Consider the following 16,939-nt stretch of genomic DNA (forward strand, 5'->3'; position numbering starts at 1 on the left):
TCCTTCAGTATACCACGGGTTTCCGGTATGTAAAGTGGTATGCAACAAAACCCGTCCCCAAAAGGGGTTTGGCGGGGGTTAAAAAGGCTAAAGGGATTCAATCCAAATTAGCTGCCAAGGGCGCGAGGGCCTTCTTGGGGTACGCTGAAGGGACAAGGAGGTGCCCCATGGCCCGGTACCTGGTGGTGGCCCACCGGACGGCCAAAAGCCCCGAGCTGGCGGCGAAGCTGAGGGAGATCCTGCAGCAAGACCCCGAGGCCGAGTTCGTCCTGCTGGTGCCCGCCATCCCCCCGCCCGGCTGGGTCTACGAGGAGAACGAGGTGCAAAGGCGGGCCCAGGAGGAGGCCGAGGCCGCCAGGCAGGCCCTCGAGGCCCAGGGCATCCCCATCGCTGAGACCAAGGCCGGGGACGTCTCCCCCCTCTTGGCCCTCGAGGAGGAGCTCCTGGCCCATACCGGGACCTACCGGGCCATCGTTTTGGCCACCCTCCCCCCGGGGCTTTCCCGCTGGCTCAGGCTGGACGTGCACACCCAGGCCGAGCGCTTCGGCCTACCTGTGATCCACGTGATCGCCCACCCCTAGCCTCCCCCGCTTCTCATCTTCGCCCCGTATACTGCCCCCGTGCTGGGGCGGTACGTGCTCCGGGAGGTCCTCCTGCCCTACGCGGTGGGGGTCTTCCTCTTCGTTGCCCTTCTCACCTTTGACCTGCTCTCTAGCCTCTCCGGCGTCCTCCTGAGCCGGGGAGCGGGGGTAGAGGCCATCGCCACCCTGGTCCTCTATCGGCTCCCCTGGACCCTGAGCCTGGCCCTACCCCTGGGCCTTGTGTTCGCCATCCTGGTAGGGCTCTCCCGCCTCATCCGCCACTCCGAGCTCAAGGCAGCCTACGCCGCCGGGGTGCCGCCCCTCTCCCTCCTCAAGCCCCTCCTCCTCCTTGCCCTCGTGGTGAGCCTCCTGGACCTCTTCAACCTAGCGGAGCTGAGGCCCAAGGCCCTCGAGGCCTACGACCGAACCCTGGCCCGCCTCCTCTACGGAGAGACGGGCCCAAGCGGGGTGCTGAGGCAGCAGGTCTACGCCCTGGAGGGCCTCGGGGTCTACTACGCCGAGGAGGTGCGCCCCGAGGTGGGGCAGAACCGCCTCTTCGGGCTTCGGGTGGTGGACGAAAAGGGGAGGATTTACAGCGCAAAGGAGGGGGTGTGGGACCGGGAAGGCTGGCAGTTTCTGGGGTACGTGCTGGAGGAAGGGAGGCTCCGGCCCTTCCAGGGCATCCTCCCCTTTCCCGCCCTCTTCCGCCCCAAGGAGAGCCTGGGCTCCCGGGACCCGTACGACTCCACCCCCTTGGGGGAGCTGTGGACCCGGAGCCAGGTGGAGCCCGGGGCCCGCTTCGCCCTCCACCGCCGCCTGGCGGACGCCCTGGGGGGCCTCTTCCTGGGCCTGGCCGCCGCCGCGCTGGGCCTCTCCCTACGGGAAGCGGCCTGGGCCTTCCTGGCCGTGGTCCTCCTCATCTTTGGTTACTACGTCCTCTGGACCCTTGTGGCCCAGCTCGCCCGCTACGATGTGAGCCCCCTCTTGGCCCACCTGCCCAACGCCCTCTACGGCCTGTTGGGCCTCGCCCTGGCCTGGAGGCTAAGGTGAAGACCCTGGACCGCTACCTCCTCCGGGAGGCTCTCGGCCTCTTCGCCGGAGGGCTTCTCGCCATCGTCCTCCTCTTCCTGGCGGGGGCGGTCTACGAGGTCCTGGCCCCCTTGGTGGCCAAGGGAGCCGACGCCTACACCCTCCTCCGCTACCTCCTCTACCGCACGCCCGAGGCCCTGGTGCGGGGGGCTCCCGTGGCCTACCTCTTCGCCCTCCTCCTCCTCCTCTCCCGGATGGCTGAGGACGCGGAGCTGAAAGCCCTCCTCGCCCTGGGGATTCGGCGGGAGCGGGTCCTCCTCCCCTTCCTCCTCCTGGGCGGGGGGATCGCTCTCTTCGGCTTCCTGCTGGGAGAGGGCCTCGTGCCTAGGGCCTTGGCCGCAGGACAGGACCTGCTAAGGCGGCAGGTGCTGGAGAGGCCCCGCGCCCTCCTCTCCCCGGGGACCACCTTCCAAGACGCTAAGGGGCGGGTGGTCTACGTGGGGGAGGTGACGGGGGACCGGATTGGGAAGCTTCGGGTCCTCTCCCGGGAGGAGGTCCTCCTGGCGGAGCGGGGCAGGTTCCAGGAGGGGGTGCTGCGGGTGGAGGAGGGCCTGCGGGTCACCTACGAGGGCGACCGGCCCCGGACCCTGACCCGCTTCCAGAGGGGCGAGCTGGTGTTGAAGGACCTGACCTTTGAGCCCTGGCAGAACCCGGCGAACCGCATGGGCTTGGGAGCCCTCAGGCAGGAGGTAGCGAGGCTTAAGTCCCTGGGGGCCAAGGCGGGCCTCGAGGCCACCACCTACTACCGCCGCTTCGCCGAGCCGGCCTCGGCCCTGGTCTTCGCCCTCTTCGCCACGGGCCTCGCCTTCTACCTCCTCGGGGGAAGCCGGAGCCTGGGGCTCGTGGGGGTGGCGGTGCTCACCTTTTTCTACTACGCCACCTGGAGCGTAGGGCGGATCATGGGGGAGCAGAACGCCCTAACCCCCCTCCTCGCCGCCTGGGGACCCAACCTGCTTTACGGGCTTTTGGGCCTTCTCCTCCTCTTGGGAGGGCGGAGGTGAGGTGGCTTCTCGCCCTCCTCTTCTGCCTCCTTCCCGCCCTGGCCCAGGAGCGGGTGCTCAAGGTGCTGGAGGCGGAGAAGCTGGAGCTTCGGGAGGAAGGGGGCGAGGAGGTGTTCGTGCTTTCGGGAAGCCCCGTGCGCCTTACGCGGGAAGGGGAGGCTTTGGAGGCGGAGAGGGTGGTCTACCTCCGCGGGAGAAAGCTCCTTCTCCTCTCCGGAAAGGTGCGCTATCGGGACAAGGAGGGGCGCCTCATCCAGGCGGAGGAGCTTCAGGTGGACCTCTCGGACGAGGGCTTTGACGCCCTGGAGGTGCGGATAGAGGCCAAGGACCTCCTCCTCACCGGACCCCTCTGCCAACGGGTGGCGGGGGCCATCCTCCTCAAGGAGGGGTACGCCACCCCCTGCTTCGGGTGCGGCCAGGAGGTGCCCGACTACGCCTTCCGGGCCAGGGAGATCGTCCTTTACCCCGGGGACCGGGTGGTGGCGAGGGGGGTGGTCCTCCTCCTCCAGGAGAAACCCGTCCTGGAGCTCCCCGTCCTGCTCCTCTTCCTCTCCGAGCGGCGGCCCCTTTTGGAGGCTGGGCAGGACGCGGGGGGCCTCTACCTGAAGGCGGCCCTCCCCTATGTGGCCGAGTTCGGCCTCGGGTACGCCCTCCTCGGCTACTACCAAGGCCGGGGCTACGGCTTCGGCGTTGACCACTTTGGCGTGGGCGAGGCCAAGGAGCGCTACTTTTTCCTGCACACCCCCCCGGATACCTTCCAGTACCGGGGGGAGTATGGCTTAAAGCGGGCGGAGTTTGCGGTTTCGGCCCTGGTGGAGCGGGACGACACCCGGGAGAGGCTCACCCGCTTCCGCCTCGAGGCCCTCTCCCCGGGGGCCCCGAGGCCCGAGGACTGGCGCTACGCCCTGAGGCTGGAGGGCTTCCTGGACCATGACCCCGCCACCCCCCCGCCCCGCACCCTCCAGCGCCTCCCCGAGCTGGAGGTCCAAAGCCCCACCCTGAGGGAAGGCCCCTTCAGCCTCCAGGGAAGCCTCCAGGTGGGCCGCTACCTGGCGGAGACCAACCCCCTAAACCGCTCCGCCCGGGCCCTAGGGCCCTACGCCGAGGCGGGCCGGGCCCTCCTCGCCCACAGCGAGGGCCTCGCCCTCTCCCCCTGGCCCGGGGCCAGCCTCCAGGGGGAGAACCGCTTCCGGGGCTTTTACTACACCACGCAAAACCCCACGGGGGAGCACGAGCGCCAGGTGGACTGGACCACCCGGCTGGCCTTTCGCCAAGCCCTTGGGGGGGTGAGCCTGGAGGCGGGCTACCTGAGGAGCGTCCAAGAGGGGGAAAGCCCCTTCCGCTTTGAGGCCCTCCCCAGCCGCAGGACCCACCAGGCCACCTTGGGCCTGGGCTTCCAGGAAAGGCCCCTCGCCCTCTCCCTCAAGGGGGGCCGGGACCTGGAGGGCGGAAAGTACCTACCCCTCGAGGGGGAGGCCCGGCTCCAGGACCAGGGGTACGCCTTCAGGGTCTACCACAAGCGCGACCTGGAGGGAGGGGGCCCCTTGGAAACCCAGGCCGAGGTAGGCCTCACCCCCTATCCCCTTGCCCTGAAGGCCAGCCTCCGCTACGACCACCCCAAGGCCCTCTTTGACCCCCTCCTCCTCCAGGGGAGTTACGCCCTCCCCGCGGGAGGCCTCAACCTCGCCCACCGCCAGGGCCTGAACGGGGAGGGGGCGCTGGACACGAACCTCAGCCTGGCCTTCCGGGAAGGCCAGGACGCCTACACCCTTCAGGCCCGCCGGGACTGGCCCAAGGGCCTCTCCCAGCTCTCCGCCCAGGCCATCCTGGGACCGAGGAGCCTCTCCTTCCAGGCGAGCCTTGACCCCCAGGGCCTCGCCTACCAGGCAGGCCTCCGCTTCGGGACCCCTCCAGAGCCCCTCTGGGACCTTTCCCTCACCGGGCGTTACCAGGAGGGGTTCCGGGGGACAAACCTGCGCCTTGCCCTCAGCCAGGCCCTCCCCGAGGTGGGCTTCCGCCTGAGCGCCAACCTGCACCTGCCGGAGGTGGAGGACCGGGAAACCTACCTCAAGGACCTCACCTTCTCCGGTGGCGCCGAGCTCTGGGGGCCCACCCCGCCGGACGAGAACGGCGAGAACGCCCTTCCTGGCCTCGCCTTCTCGGGAAGCCTCACCTACACCCGCAAGCCCTCAAGCCCTGAAGGCTACGCCCTCGCCCTCAGGAACTTCGGCCCCACCCTTACCTTCCTAGGGCGGGAGAACACCCGCCTCCACCTCTCCGCCCTCCTCACCCAAAACCTCCCCGGGGAACCCCTCAAGCCCCGGTTTATCCTGGTGCTGGACCGCTGCTGCTGGGCCCTACGGGTCACCTTGGACGCGGGAAAGGGAAGCTTCGGCCTGGCCTTCCTCTACGGGGGCCAGGCGGCGGGCCTTCTCCTCTCCGAGGAGGGGGTGAAGCTGGGAGGTGCGCCGTGAAAAAGCTCTGGCCCTTGGTTCTGCTCCTTGCCGCCTGCACGGGGAGCCAGGAGCCCTCCCTCCCCGCCCTGGTGGCCGCGGGGAGCGGGGAGAAGGTGGGCTTCTTCCGGGCGAGGGACCTGCAGCAAGGGGGCGCGGCCTCCCCCGTGGCCACCTGGTCCGCCCCGGGCCTCCAGGACCTGGCCTACGCGGGCGCCTTCCAGAGGCTCTACCTCCTCTTTGCCGACCGCCTCGAGGCCTACCCCACCTCCGGCTTCACCGAGACCTCCGTCCCAAAGAACCTCCTCGTAGTCCAGGCCTTGCCTGCGGACTGCACCGGGGGCTACCTGCGCCTGGGGCAGAACCGGCTCCTGGTCCACTGCCCCAGGGCGCAGAAGGCCTTCCTCCTAGGGCTTCCCGATCCCGGACCCCCCCAGGAGGCAGACCTCACGGGCCTGGACCCCGCGTTGCGCCTTGCCCTCCTGCCCCAGGGGGGCCTGGACCTTCTGGCCTACCTGACCCCGGCGGTCCTGGGCTTTCGCCCGGCCCAGGACCCGGGCGCCACCCCCAGGCTGGAGAAGCCCCTGGACCCGCCCCTCCAGACCCCCTTGGACCTGAGGGCAGACGGCCAGGGACGGCTTCTGGGCCTCGGAACCACCCCCACCGAGGTCCGCTTCTACGCCCTCCAGGGGGAGGGGGTCTCAAGCCGCAAGGTCCTCGGGGACTTTCCGGGGGAGGCCCGCCTGGCCCTGGACCCGGCGGTGGGCCTGGGGGTCTATGGCCAAGGCTTCCAGGTGCTGGAGCCCCGGGACTCGGGGCCCCAGGAGGTCTTCACCACCTTCGCCGCGGGCCTGGTGGGCCAGGACGGGTACCTCTACCTGGCCGCGGGCACCCTGCTTTCCGTGTACGACCTCGTCCCCTCCCCGCCCCAGAGGGTGGCCACCTCCTCCCTGGACTTCGCTCCCAAAGCCTTGGCCTTCCTCCCCGTACAATGAGGCCATGCTGGAAGGAAAGGCCTTTCTCATCACCGGGGCCGGGGGGGCCCTGGCGCGGGCCCTCATCCCCGCCTTCCACCGGGCGGGGGCCCGGCTCTTCCTCTCCGACCCCCGCCCGGAGCGCATGGCGGAAAGGGCCGAGGCCGTGGGGGCCAGGACCTTCGTGGCCGACCTCACCAAGCCGGAGGAGGCCCTGGCCCTGGCCCGCTTCGTGGAGCAGGAGGCCCCCCTCCACGGGGTGGTGCACACCGTGGGCGGGTTCGCCGCCGGGCGCTTTTTGGACTCGGACCCGGGGCTTTACGACTGGATGCTGGACCTGAACCTCCGCACCACCTACAACCTCCTCAAGGCCGTCCTCCCCTACCTCGAGGGGCGGGGGGAGGGGTTCTTTGCCGCCTTCGCCGCCGGACCCGCCTGGACGGGCATAGGCCCCGGAAGGGCGCTCTACACCATGGCCAAGACCGCCTTGGCGAGCCTGCTCAAGTCCCTTCAGGGCGAGGTGGAGGGGGTGCGCTTCCTCCTGGTCTACCCCATGGGCCCCCTGGACACCGAGGCCAACCGCAAGGCCATGCCTGAGGCCGACTTCTCCCGCTGGATCGCCCCCGAGCTGGTGGCGGCGATGGTGGTCCAGGCGGCCGGGGCTAGGGGCGGTCGCCTTCTGGAGCTTCCCATCTACCCGCCCCTCTAGCCCCAAAGTAGGCCCCGAGGAAGTCGGCGAGGAGATCCAGGCCGAAGGCCTCCCGCCCGGGGACGAAGCTTTGGTGCCCCTCGTCCACCACGCCGTAGAGGGCGGAAAGCAGAAAGGCCGGGGCAAAGCGGGAAAGGCCCCGCCGCCAAAGGGCTCCCAAAAGGGCGTAGGCCAGGAAGTGGGCGAGCTTGTCCCAGGGGTGGGGAAGCCCGCCCCCAGGGGTAGGCCGGTCGGAGAGCCACCATAGGGCGCCCATCCAGGAGAGGGCCAGGAAGAGGAAGAAGGGGCGCACTAGGCCTCCACGAGCTCCCAAAGCACCCCCAGGCCGAAGGAGGGGTGGACGAAGGCCACCCGGTGCCCCCCAAAACCCGGGCGGGGGACCTCGTCTATGAGCCCCGCCCCTTCCGCTTTAAGCCGGGCAAGGGCCTCCTCTATGCGGGGGGTGGCGAAGGCCAGGTGGTGGAGCCCGGGGCCCCGCCTGGCGAGGAACCGCCCCACGGGGGTGTCGGGGCTTAAGGGGGCGAGGAGCTCCAGGAGGGCCTCCCCTTCCCCGCTAAGGAGGGCCACCCGCACCCCCTGGGAGGCCACCTCCCCCTCGGCCAGGAGGCGGTAGCCTAGGAGAAGGTACCGGGCCTTGGCCTCCTCCAGGTCCTCCACGGCGATGCCCACGTGGTGCAGCCGCATGGGGCTATTCTAGCCCCTCCAGCACCCCCTGGGCCGCCCGAGAGGCACCCCCCTAGGAAGGTGCCCTCGAGGGCCTTGTAGCCGTGCATCCCCCCGCCGCCAAACCCTGCCGCCTCTCCGCCCCGCCAAGGGCTCGCCCGAGGGCTTAAGGGCCCGGCCCAAGAGGTCGGTTTGGATCCCTCCCAGGGTCTTCCGGGTCAGGGTCCAAAGCCGCACCGCCACCAGGGGCCCCCCCTTGGGGTCCAGGAGGGGGCCGGGCGGGGCCACCCGGATGAGCCGGTCCCCCAGGTAGCGCCGGAAGCCCCAAAGGGCCAGGACCTGGGCGTCCTTGGCGAAGGGGTTGAGGAACTCCAGGTCCCTCGCCCGGACCTCCCGCTCCAGCCGCACCGGGTCCAGGACCCCGGGCGCCAGGGCCTCCATCCTCCGCATGAGCTCGGAGAGGCTCTCCGCCACCACTAAGTCCTTCCCCCGCTCCAGGAAAGCCCGTACCGGAGCCGCGGGTCCAAGAAGGCGGGTAGGTGGCGCAGGGTCTCCAGGGCGTCAAACCCGGGGAAGAGGGGCGGGGGAAGCCTTCTCCCCGTGGCGTCCGGAGGGTCCAGGGAGGATGCGGATCCCGTGGGCCGTCCAGATGGGGGTGTCGGCGAACCGGCGACCCCAGAGGTCCTCTTGGTCAAAGCCCGCCGCGCCGAACCAATCCTGCCGGGCGAGCTCCAGGGAGTCCCGGAGAGTCCACCAGGAAAAGCCCGCCGAAGGACCAGAAGGCCTGCCCCCCCAGATGGGGCTCCTGCTCCAGGAGGATGACCCTCCTTCCCCGCCCCGCCACTTCCGTGGCCACCACCAGGCCAGCGAGGCCGCCCCCTACCACGACGGCGTCCGCGTCCATAGGTTGGGGAAGAGTATACCGGGTTCAGAGGTCGTACCAGGGGGGCCGGCCCCGGAAGAGCTCCAGCTCCTTCCCCACCTCCTCCTTCTTGGCCTCCTCGAGGCGGATCACCTGGGGCGGGCAGCTCGCCACGCAGGCCCCGCAGCCCGTGCAGGCCTCCACCCTGAGGTAGAGGGCGTACTCCTCCCCCTCCCTTACCCGCTGGACCGCCTCCGTGGGGCAAACGTTGGTGCAGACCGGGCAGAGGGTGCACCCCTCCTCCACCCGGATGCGGGGCCAGCGCACCTCCGAAGCCCGGTCCGCCGCGAGGCGCCGCAGGCGGAGCTCCGGGGGCAGGGGCCTTTCCCCCTCGGCCTCGAGGCCGGGCAGGGGAAGCTCGGGGAGGAGGTCGGCGGCGGTGCGCTTGGCGCTCCCCAGGAGGGCCTGGAAGAGCTCCCGCCGCGCCACGGGTTCGCCCGGAAGCGCCCCTTCCACCACCTCCACCTCCACGGGATGGTAGCGCCTCGCCTCCTCGGCCATCCGCGCCAGGTGCTCGGGAACGGAAGCCCCCCCGATCTTGCAGCCCGCGCAGTCCCCCCGGGCAAGGACCACCTTCCCGAACCGGCTTCCCGCCTCGGCGAGGAGCCCGGGGGTGAGCCGCCCCAGGCAGAGGACCTCCTCCCCCTTTCCCTCGGCCCGGGAGCACCTAAGCTTCCCCTTCCCCCGGATCAGGGCCTCCTGGATGGCCCCCAGGGGGTACTCCAGGGCGAGGCCGGGGCAGACCCCCGTGCAGAGGCCGCACCCCGTACACAAAACCTCGTCCAGCTCCACCCGCCACCCCTCCAGCCGCACCGCCCCCCTGGGGCAGGCCTGGTGGCACCGGTCGCACCCCCCCACGCTGTTCTTGTAGAGGAGGCAGCGGCTTTCCGTGTAGCGGGGCCGCGGGTCCGTGGCCTTGAGGAAGGCGCTCAGGAGGTTGTCCAGCAAGCCCATGGCGGCCTAGGGTCTGGCGGCCCCGAGGAGGTCGCGGAGGGCCTCGAGGAAGCGCTCAAACTGGGCGAAGTCCATCTGCTGCTGGTTGTCGGAGAGGGCCACCTTGGGGTTGGGGTGGACCTCCACGTGGACCCCGTCCGCCCCCACGGCCAGGGCGGCCCGGGCCAAAGGCGCCAGGAGGTCCGTGCGCCCGGCAGCGTGGGTCACGTCCACCACCACGGGGAGATGGGTCTCCTGCTTGGCCAGGGCCACGGCAGAGAGGTCCAGGGTGTTCCTCGTCCAGCGCTCAAAGGTGCGGATTCCCCTCTCCGCCAGGATCACCTGCTCGTTCCCCTGGGCGAGGATGTACTCGGCGGCGTAGAACCACTCCTCCATGGTGGCGGCAAGCCCCCGCTTGAGGAGGACGGGCCTCCCCGCCCTTCCCACCTCCTTGAGGAGGGCAAAGTTCTGCATGTTCCGGGCCCCGATCTGGAGGATGTGGGCGTACTCCGCCACCACCTCCACGTCGCGGGTGTCCATCACCTCGGTGACGAAGACCATCCCGAAGGCGTCCGCCGCCTTGCGGCCGAGCCTAAGCCCCTCCACCCCGAGGCCCTGGAAGCCGTAGGGGCTCGTCCTGGGCTTGAAGGCCCCGCCCCTCAGGACCCGCACCCCCTTTCCGGCAAGGAAGCGGGCCGTCTCCAGGATCTGCGCCTCGCTCTCAATGGAGCAGGGCCCGGCGATGAGGAGGGGCTTCTCCCCAAAGACCACGTCCCCCACCCGGACCCGGGTGGGCTCGGGCTTGTGCTTCCTGGAGTAGAGGAAGCGCTTCTGGTCCTGGCGCTCCTCGAGGTCCAGGCTCGCCTGGAAGATTTCCTTGAAGAGCTTCCTTATGGTCTCGTTGGGAAAGGGTCCCGGGTTTTCCCGGGTGAGGTAACCGAGCATCTCCTCCTCCCGCTTGGGGTCGTAGTGGGGGAGGCCCAGCTCCGTCTGGATGCGGCCGATTTCTTGCACCAGTCGGCCCCGCTCGGAAAGGAGCCTGAGGAGCTCCCGGTTGACCCGGTCCACCTCCTTACGCAGGGCGAGAATCCGCTCGTCCATGGGCTATTTTAGGCCTTAAGGCCCCCCGGGCTGTCAAGCGGCCTCCTCCTTGGGCCGCTGCCTCTCCGCCAGCCGGGCCACCAGGACGGAGATCCAGTAGAGGAGGAGGAGGGGCAGGGCCACCACCCCCAGGGAGAAGACGTCCACCGTGGGGGTGATGACCGCGGCCAGGGTGAGGAGAAGGACCACCGCAACCCGCCAGTTGCGGGCGAGGAAGGCCGAGGAAAGGATCCCCAGGCGGGCCAGGAGGTAGCTCACCACCGGCATCTCAAAGACCACCCCCATGACCCCCATCATCATCAGGACCTGGCCCATGTAGCGGCCGATGGAGATCTGGGGGGTGACCACATCCCCCAGGAAGCCGAGAAGAAAGGGGATGGCGAAGGGCAAAAAACCGTAGTAGGCAAACAGCGCCCCCAGAGCGAAGCTGAACCCCGCCCCCAGGAGGAAGGGCACGGCGAGGCGCTTCTCGTGCTCGTAGAGGCCGGGGGCAATGAAGGCCCAGACCTGGTACACGATGAAGGGAAGGGCAAGCACGAGGCCCCCAAAAGCGGCCACCTTCAAGGAGACCAAAAAGGGCTCGGTGATGTCCAAGACGATGAGGTTCACCTGGATGCCGTTCTGCTTGGCCGCCAGGTCCAGGGGGTGCTTGAGCCAGTCCAGGAGCTGGACCCGAAAGGTCCACGCCACTCCCGTCCCCACCGCCCAGGAGAGGAGGGCCCAGATCAGGCGGGCGCGGAGCTCCTCCAGGTGTTCAACGAGGGGGGCTTCCTTCAAGCCTTGGGCTCCTCCTTAGCCGAGGGGGCGGTGATGGGCTTTTCCTCTTTTACCTCCACGCTCTTCTCCAGCTCCTCCCGGATCTCTTGGGCCCCTCGCTTGAACTCGCGGATGCTCTGGCCCAGGGAGCGCCCCAGCTCGGGGAGCTTCTTGGGCCCGAAGATGAGGAGGGCGACCAGGAGGATGACCAGGATCTCGGGCATGCCCAGGTTCATAGCCTGAGTGTACCACCGGCGGGGTGAAGGATGGGTGAAAGGGCCTACTCCTCCGAAAGCTTCTTCAGGGCGTAGCCCTCGAGGTTCCTCTGCCGCCCCCGGGCCACGGCCAGGGCGCCCTCGGGCACGTCCTGGGTGATGACGCTCCCCGCCCCCACAAGGGCCTTATCCCCCACCCGCACGGGGGCCACGAGGACGCTGTTGGAGCCGATGAAGGCCCTTTTGCCGATCAGGGTCTTGTGCTTGCGCCGCCCGTCGTAGTTGGCGGTGATGACCCCGGCCCCCACGTTCGTCCCCTCCCCCACCTCGGCGTCGCCCAGGTAGGCCAGGTGCCCGGCCTTCACCCCACGGTGGAGGAGGCTCTGCTTGACCTCCACGAAATTCCCCACGTGGACCTCCTCCCTAAGGACCGCCCCAGGCCTGAGCCTGGCGAAGGGCCCTGCGGAAGCCCCGGGATAGAGGTGGGCCCCCTGGGCCACGGTGTGGGAGAGGACCCGGGCTCCGGGCTCTAACACGGTGTCCTCCAGGAGGCTGTACGCCCCCACCTCGCACCCTTCGCCGATCCGCGTCCTCCCTCTGAGGACCACCCCGGGCCACAGGGTGACATCCGGGGCGAGCTCCACGGAAGGCTCGAGGTAAATGGTCTCGGGGAGGATCATCCGCACCCCCTTCCGCATCCACTCCGCGCGGAGCCTCCTGAGGAGTACCTCCTCCACCCGGGCGAGTTCCTCGCGGGTGTTCACGCCTAGCGCCTCCTCCGCCAGCCCCCGCACCGCCACCACCCGCTTCCCCTTCGCGCGGTAGATGGCGATGAGGTCGGGGAGGTAGTACTCCCGGGCGGCGTTTTCGTTCCGCACCTCCTTGAGGGCCTGGAAAAGGAAGCCGTCAAAGGCGTAGGCCCCGGCGTTTACCTCCCGGATTGCCCGGACCTCAGGGGAGGCGTCCTTCTCCTCCACGTTCCCCACCACCTCCTCCCCTTCCCGGAGGAGGCGGCCGTAGCCTGTGGGGTCTTCTAGCTCCACGGCGAGGAGGGCCATCCCCGCCCCCTTCTCAAGGCGGTCTAGGAGCGCCTTCAGCGTCTCGGGACGGAGGAGAGGGGTGTCCCCCTGGGTCACGAGGAAAGGGCCGGGGAAGCCCATTAGGAGGGGCTCTGCCTGCAAAAGGGCGTGGGCCGTGCCGAGCTGCACCTCCTGCTCCGCGAAGACCACGGGGTAGTCCTTCAGGGCCTCCTTCACCCTCTCCGCCCCGTGGCCCACCACCACCACAAGGCGCTCTGGCCGTAGGGCCAGGGCAGCCTCCACCGCATAGGCCACAAGGGGCTTACCGAGAAGGGGATGGAGCACCTTGGGCAGGCGGGACCGCATCCTCGTCCCCTGCCCTGCGGCCAGGATCACGTGGGCGTGCATAGGGCTATCTTAGCCCCTCCCCGGTGTGGTCCTGCACCACCTTTAGCCCCAAGGGCTCCAGCAGGCGCACCAGGGCCGCCACCGCCTGTCTGACCCCGTCGGTGATGAGGGGGCTCCCGAAGCGGCTCACCCCCGCGTAGAGGCCGCGTTCGCTTTCTCGCACTTCCAGAAGCAGCTCCTGGACGAGGTCTTCCTCCTCCACGCGGGTGAGGACGTAGGCGCCCTCCTCTCCCCGGGCCACCTCCAAGAAGACCGCCATCCCCTTCCGCAAGGGCACCGGGGTTTTTCTGAAGGGCAGGGACTCGGGAAGGTTTCCTTCCAGAAGGGCATGGGCCACGGGATACCTCCGGATGGGGGGCCAGGGGCTCGGGTCTTCGGCCACCTTGGTAAAGACCGCATGGAAGAAGCCCCGCCCCGCCGCCTCCCACTTTAGGGCGTACTTGGTCCGCAGGTGGGTTTCGGGAGGAGGCCGCACCTCTACGCGGTAAAGCCCGGTACGCTCCGCCTCCTCCAGGGCGAAGCGGAAATACTCCTCGTGGTCCGTGGTGAGGAGGAGGGCCCCGCCCTCCCCAAGCCGGGTGGAGAGCCTGCGGAAGAAGCTCTCCTGGAGGAGGCGCCTCCCCCGGTGGCGTTTCTTGGGCCAAGGGTCAGGAAAGTTGACGATGACCTGGAGGAGGCTTCGTTCCGGCACCAGGTTCCTGAGGGCGAAGGGACCCTGGCCATGGTAGAGGCGAACGTTTTCCACCCCCTCGCGGCGCAGGCGCCTAAGGGCTCGGACCACGCTTCCCGCCGAGACCTCGGCCCCGAGGAGAAGCCAGCCGGGGTGGGCCTTGGCGAGCTCGGCGGCGAAGCGCCCGTCCCCGAAGCCGATCTCCAGGACCAGAGGGCCTGCCCGGCCGAAGAGGTCCTCCAGGCGGGGGGGCCAGGAGGGGAGGAGGGCGGGGCGCACCAGCACGGCGGGGCATTCTAGCAGAGGTTCACGGGGTTTTCACATCCCCCCTCTACCCTGGGTTCTAGGAGGCTGGGAGATGCCCCTTTACGGAAACCTCAAGGATTTGCCCCTGGACGAGCTCCTCCAGGCCCTGCGGTACAGGGAGGGGGCCCTGGAAATCTGGAACGTGAAGGGCCTTCCCGCCACCACCCTCTTCCTCAAGCCCGGGCATATCCGCTCCCTGGACCAAAAGGGCAAGCCCCTACCACCCTCGAGGGCCAAGGAAACCCTTCTCGCCCTCTTAGCAGCCCGGGAAGGGAACTTTGAGTTCCTCCCCGGGGTCAGACCCCGCCACGGGTTCCGCCTCAACTGGCCCCTGGAACGGGCGCTCCTCTCTTTGGCCACCCTTACGGACGAACGCGGGCGCGCCACGTTCCCCTCCGCAGGGAGGTAGGGCGTGTACGTCCTTCTGGTGGACGACGACCCCGCACAGCGCTTCCTCCTGAGGCGGGCCCTGGCCTCCTTGGGGGTGGAGGTGCGCGAGGCCAGGAACGGCCAGGAGGCCCTGGACCTCCTCGAGGAGGGGCTCCCCCAGGTGGTGCTCACCGACCTGCACATGCCCTTCATGGACGGCCTGGAGCTCACCCGGCGGGTCAAGGCCCTGGACCCCCTCCTTCCGGTGATCCTTCTCACCGCCGACGGGGAGCGGGAGGCCCGCCTCAAGGGGATAGAGGCAGGCGCGGACGACTTCCTCAATCGGCCCGTGGACCTGGCCGAGCTCCGCCTCAGGGTGCAGGGGCACCTGGAGAGGCGGCGGCTCCAGGAGAAGCTCGAGGACCTGGAGCGGGCCCTGCTCGCCCTGGTGCGGGCGGTGGAGGCCAAGGACCCCTACACCGCGGGGCACGGGGAGCGGGTGGCCCGGTACGCCCTCCATGCGGCCGAGGAGCTTGGGGTCCAGGGCCAGGCCCTGGAGGACCTCAGGATGGGGGCTCTCCTCCACGATGTGGGCAAGATCGCCATTCCCGACTCCATCCTCCGGGGGGAACACCCCCTTTCCGAGGAGGCGTGGCGGCTCATCCGGGAGCACCCCGTAAGGGGGGACGAGATCCTGAAGCCCCTCAAGGCCCATCCCCGCCTCCGCCCCTACGTGCGCTGGCACCACGAAAGGCTGGACGGCTCGGGCTACCCGGACGGCCTTACGGAGGTTCCCCTTTTGGTCCAGGTCTTGAGCGCCGCAGACATCTACGACGCCCTCACCAGCAGGCGCACCTACCGCAAGGCCCTGCGCCCGGAGGAGGCTCTCGAGGCCCTGGCCAGGGAAGCTTGGGAGGGGAGGCTCTCTCGGGAAGCGGTTCAGGTCCTAGGGAGCGCCCTTCTTCGCCACGGGGCCCTCTAGAGGCCGTACTCCTCCCACCTCGCCTCCACCAGGGCCTTCACCCTAGGGTCCATGCGGATCCGCTCGGGCCAGACCCTATGGAACCCCTCCTCGGGAAGCTTCCTCGTGCCGTCCAGGACCAGAACCGGCCCCTCCACCCCCGGCATGACCCGGGCGTCCCGCTCGGGGTCTATGTTGTTGAGCACGTACCAGAGGAGTTCCTCAGGAGTCAGGGCGGTGTCTTGGTCGGCGAGGAGGAGGAGCCGGATCCCGGCGCTCTGGGGGGCCTCTAGAAGCCTCTTCGCCACCTCCCAGGCCTGGTGGGGGCGGCGCTTCTCCAGCACCGCCCCCCAAAGGCCCGGCCACTGCCTCTGGGCCACCACCTCAGGGTCCTGGGGGAGCTCGGGGTGGGCCCTGGGGGCGAAGGCCACCTCCCCCCCTTCCTCGGGGAGCTTTCTCGTGCCGTCAATGACGAGCTTCCCCCCGAAGGCGAAGGCCCGAGAGCTATGGTCCAGGACGTCCACGGGGCCCCGGAGGAGGAGGGTGTCCCGCCCCGGGAGGGCGTGGCGAAGGGCCTCCAGGAGGGCGGGAAAGCCCGGCTTTAAGGGCACGTCCTCGTCCACGGCCACGATGACCTTGGCAAACATCATCTGCCCGAGGCCCAGCATCCCGTAGGCCACCTTGTAGGCCTGCCCCGGGTACTCCTTGCGCAAGGCCACGTTCACCCAGTTGTGGGCCACCCCCTCGGGGGGTAGGTGGTAGTCCACCACCTCGGGGAGGACGAGGCGGAGGGCGGGGAGAAAGAGCCTTTCGCTGGCCTCAATGAGGTAGGCGTCCTCCATGGGGGGGACCCCCACGAGGGTGGCCGGGTAAAGGGCCCCTCGGCGGTGGGTGAGGGCGGTGACGTGGAAGCGGGGGTAGAAGTCCACGGGGGTGTAGAAGCCCGTGTGGTCGCCAAAAGGCCCCTCCTCCACCAGGGGCTCCTCGGGGTCAATGTAGCCCTCGAGGACGAACTCCGCCTCGGCAGGCACGGGAAGGTCCACCGTGACGCCCCGGGCGAGCTCTATAGGGGCTCCCCGGAGGAAGCCTGCCAGGTGGAACTCGCTCACCCCCGGCAAAGGGGGCAGGGGGGCCGTGGCGGCGTAGGTGAGGACCGGGTCCCCCCCCAAGGCCACGGCCACCTCCAGCCTCCTGCCCAGCTTTTTGGCCTTCTCCAGGTGGCGGCGGCCCACCTTGTGGAGCTGCCAGTGCATGGCGGTGCTCCTTTGGTCCAGGACCTGCATGCGGTACATGCCGAGGTTGAGGTCCCCGGTCTCCGGGTCCTTGGTGATGACCAGGGGCAGGGTGAGGAAGGGCCCCCCGTCCAGGGGCCAGCTCTTGAGGACGGGAAGGCGCCCTAGGTCCACCGCCTCTCCCTGCCACACCACCTCCTGCACCGGGGCCCGCCTCACGCGCCTGGGGAAGAAGCCCCGGAGGAGGGGGAGCTTGGGGAGAAGCCCCATGAGGGCGGAAAGCCCTCCCCGGCCGGGGCTTAGGGCGAGGAGGGCCTCCACCTTTCTCGCCAGGGCGTCCAGGTCCTCCACGCCCAGGGCAAAGGCCGTGCGCTCCCTCGTGCCGAAGAGGCCGATGGCTACAGGAAAGTCCTTCCCCAAAACCCGCTCAAAGAGGAGGGCAGGACCCCCCCTTTTCACCATGCGGTCTGCGATCTCGGCGATCTCCAGCTCGGCGCTCACGGGCACCCTTACCCGCCTGAGCTCCCCTCGCCGTTCCAGGGCCTCGAGGTAAGCCCGAAGGTTCCGAAACACCCCT

19 protein-coding genes are annotated in these 16,939 nt (G+C 69.5%); 8 read left to right on the forward strand and 11 right to left on the reverse strand.

From position 1 onward, the window contains the following. The first annotated feature begins 167 nt into the window (after positions 1 to 167). Genes H531_RS0105435 through H531_RS0105460 form a run of 6 tightly spaced genes read left to right on the forward strand, consistent with a single transcriptional unit; the run spans position 168 to position 6,807 of the window. Positions 168 to 581, forward strand: coding sequence for a hypothetical protein (locus H531_RS0105435; protein WP_022798348.1), 414 nt, complete (start codon positions 168 to 170; stop codon positions 579 to 581). A gap of 39 nt (positions 582 to 620) precedes the next feature. Then, positions 621 to 1,631 (forward strand): LptF/LptG family permease, encoded by a 1,011-nt coding sequence (locus H531_RS0105440; RefSeq protein ID WP_022798349.1) that lies wholly within the window; start codon positions 621 to 623, stop codon positions 1,629 to 1,631. Continuing rightward, positions 1,628 to 2,671, forward strand: coding sequence for an LptF/LptG family permease (locus H531_RS0105445; protein WP_022798350.1), 1,044 nt, complete (start codon positions 1,628 to 1,630; stop codon positions 2,669 to 2,671). Before H531_RS0105440 ends, H531_RS0105445 begins: the two co-directional genes overlap by 4 nt. Continuing rightward, entirely contained in the window at positions 2,668 to 5,145 is a 2,478-nt protein-coding gene (locus H531_RS0105450; RefSeq protein ID WP_022798351.1) for a hypothetical protein, read from the forward strand. The genes H531_RS0105445 and H531_RS0105450 overlap by 4 nt, the downstream gene beginning before the upstream one ends. Further along, positions 5,142 to 6,119, forward strand: a complete 978-nt coding sequence (locus H531_RS0105455) for a hypothetical protein (protein WP_022798352.1) — start codon at positions 5,142 to 5,144, stop codon at positions 6,117 to 6,119. The genes H531_RS0105450 and H531_RS0105455 overlap by 4 nt, the downstream gene beginning before the upstream one ends. 4 nt (positions 6,120 to 6,123) lie before the next feature. Beyond that, positions 6,124 to 6,807 (forward strand): SDR family NAD(P)-dependent oxidoreductase, encoded by a 684-nt coding sequence (locus H531_RS0105460; RefSeq protein WP_022798353.1) that lies wholly within the window; start codon positions 6,124 to 6,126, stop codon positions 6,805 to 6,807. On the opposite strand, the gene H531_RS0105465 is transcribed toward H531_RS0105460, so the two are convergent. From H531_RS0105465 to trmB, 10 genes are all read right to left on the reverse strand, one after another. After that, complete coding sequence (locus tag H531_RS0105465; protein WP_028490666.1) at positions 6,761 to 7,099, reverse strand: VanZ family protein; 339 nt, start codon at positions 7,097 to 7,099, stop codon at positions 6,761 to 6,763. The genes H531_RS0105460 and H531_RS0105465 overlap by 47 nt on opposite strands. Beyond that, a complete protein-coding gene (gene mce, locus H531_RS0105470; RefSeq protein WP_022798355.1) occupies positions 7,099 to 7,491 on the reverse strand; it encodes a methylmalonyl-CoA epimerase in 393 nt (130 codons plus the stop codon). The genes H531_RS0105465 and mce overlap by 1 nt, the downstream gene beginning before the upstream one ends. 9 nt (positions 7,492 to 7,500) lie before the next feature. Further along, positions 7,501 to 7,947 (reverse strand): FAD-binding protein, encoded by a 447-nt coding sequence (locus H531_RS14750; RefSeq protein ID WP_022798356.1) that lies wholly within the window; start codon positions 7,945 to 7,947, stop codon positions 7,501 to 7,503. A gap of 214 nt (positions 7,948 to 8,161) precedes the next feature. Continuing rightward, a complete protein-coding gene (locus tag H531_RS14755; RefSeq protein ID WP_022798357.1) occupies positions 8,162 to 8,374 on the reverse strand; it encodes an FAD-dependent oxidoreductase in 213 nt (70 codons plus the stop codon). Between the two features lie 24 nt (positions 8,375 to 8,398). Then, positions 8,399 to 9,346, reverse strand: coding sequence for a 4Fe-4S dicluster domain-containing protein (locus H531_RS0105485; RefSeq protein WP_022798358.1), 948 nt, complete (start codon positions 9,344 to 9,346; stop codon positions 8,399 to 8,401). A gap of 6 nt (positions 9,347 to 9,352) precedes the next feature. Continuing rightward, positions 9,353 to 10,426 carry a bifunctional 3-deoxy-7-phosphoheptulonate synthase/chorismate mutase gene (locus tag H531_RS0105490; RefSeq protein WP_022798359.1) on the reverse strand — a complete coding sequence of 358 codons (1,074 nt, stop codon included), beginning with the start codon at positions 10,424 to 10,426 and terminating at the stop codon, positions 9,353 to 9,355. A 33-nt stretch (positions 10,427 to 10,459) separates the two neighbouring features. Further along, on the reverse strand, positions 10,460 to 11,203 hold the full coding sequence (gene tatC / locus H531_RS0105495) for a twin-arginine translocase subunit TatC (protein WP_022798360.1): 744 nt from the start codon (positions 11,201 to 11,203) through the stop codon (positions 10,460 to 10,462). Then, positions 11,200 to 11,418 carry a Sec-independent protein translocase subunit TatA/TatB gene (locus H531_RS0105500; RefSeq protein ID WP_022798361.1) on the reverse strand — a complete coding sequence of 73 codons (219 nt, stop codon included), beginning with the start codon at positions 11,416 to 11,418 and terminating at the stop codon, positions 11,200 to 11,202. Before H531_RS0105500 ends, tatC begins: the two co-directional genes overlap by 4 nt. Positions 11,419 to 11,462: 44 nt before the next feature. Next, the gene (glmU, locus tag H531_RS0105505; protein WP_022798362.1) at positions 11,463 to 12,824 is read right to left on the reverse strand and encodes a bifunctional UDP-N-acetylglucosamine diphosphorylase/glucosamine-1-phosphate N-acetyltransferase GlmU; all 1,362 of its coding nucleotides are present in this window, start codon (positions 12,822 to 12,824) and stop codon (positions 11,463 to 11,465) included. Between the two features lie 4 nt (positions 12,825 to 12,828). After that, entirely contained in the window at positions 12,829 to 13,779 is a 951-nt protein-coding gene (gene trmB, locus H531_RS0105510; RefSeq protein ID WP_022798363.1) for a tRNA (guanosine(46)-N7)-methyltransferase TrmB, read from the reverse strand. Positions 13,780 to 13,852: 73 nt separating this feature from the next. Between trmB and H531_RS12840 the strand changes: the two genes are divergently transcribed. Together H531_RS12840 and H531_RS0105520 are read left to right on the forward strand one after the other, a co-directional pair. After that, entirely contained in the window at positions 13,853 to 14,209 is a 357-nt protein-coding gene (locus H531_RS12840; protein WP_022798364.1) for a DUF4388 domain-containing protein, read from the forward strand. A gap of 3 nt (positions 14,210 to 14,212) precedes the next feature. Continuing rightward, positions 14,213 to 15,151: an HD-GYP domain-containing protein gene (locus tag H531_RS0105520; RefSeq protein ID WP_022798365.1), complete on the forward strand. Its 939-nt coding sequence runs from the start codon at positions 14,213 to 14,215 to the stop codon at positions 15,149 to 15,151. Here the strand turns inward: H531_RS0105520 and H531_RS0105525 are convergent. Then, positions 15,148 to 16,935, reverse strand: a complete 1,788-nt coding sequence (locus tag H531_RS0105525; protein ID WP_022798366.1) for a menaquinone biosynthesis decarboxylase — start codon at positions 16,933 to 16,935, stop codon at positions 15,148 to 15,150. The two genes, H531_RS0105520 and H531_RS0105525, sit on opposite strands and share 4 nt — an antisense overlap. Positions 16,936 to 16,939 lie beyond the last annotated feature (4 nt).

The sequence above is a fragment of the Thermus islandicus DSM 21543 genome, from assembly GCF_000421625.1.
GTDB classification, from domain to species: Bacteria; Deinococcota; Deinococci; order Deinococcales; family Thermaceae; genus Thermus; species Thermus islandicus.

Coding starts and splice junctions, on each gene's coding strand:
- H531_RS0105485 (WP_022798358.1), bottom strand. CDS start 9,346: ATGGGCTTGCTGGACAACCTCCTGAGCGCCTTCCTCAAGGCCACGGAC.
- H531_RS14755 (WP_022798357.1), bottom strand. CDS start 8,374: ATGGACGCGGACGCCGTCGTGGTAGGGGGCGGCCTCGCTGGCCTGGTG.
- H531_RS0105435 (WP_022798348.1), top strand. CDS start 168: ATGGCCCGGTACCTGGTGGTGGCCCACCGGACGGCCAAAAGCCCCGAG.
- H531_RS12840 (WP_022798364.1), top strand. CDS start 13,853: ATGCCCCTTTACGGAAACCTCAAGGATTTGCCCCTGGACGAGCTCCTC.
- H531_RS0105500 (WP_022798361.1), bottom strand. CDS start 11,418: ATGAACCTGGGCATGCCCGAGATCCTGGTCATCCTCCTGGTCGCCCTC.
- H531_RS0105490 (WP_022798359.1), bottom strand. CDS start 10,426: ATGGACGAGCGGATTCTCGCCCTGCGTAAGGAGGTGGACCGGGTCAAC.
- glmU (WP_022798362.1), bottom strand. CDS start 12,824: ATGCACGCCCACGTGATCCTGGCCGCAGGGCAGGGGACGAGGATGCGG.
- mce (WP_022798355.1), bottom strand. CDS start 7,491: ATGCGGCTGCACCACGTGGGCATCGCCGTGGAGGACCTGGAGGAGGCC.
- H531_RS0105460 (WP_022798353.1), top strand. CDS start 6,124: ATGCTGGAAGGAAAGGCCTTTCTCATCACCGGGGCCGGGGGGGCCCTG.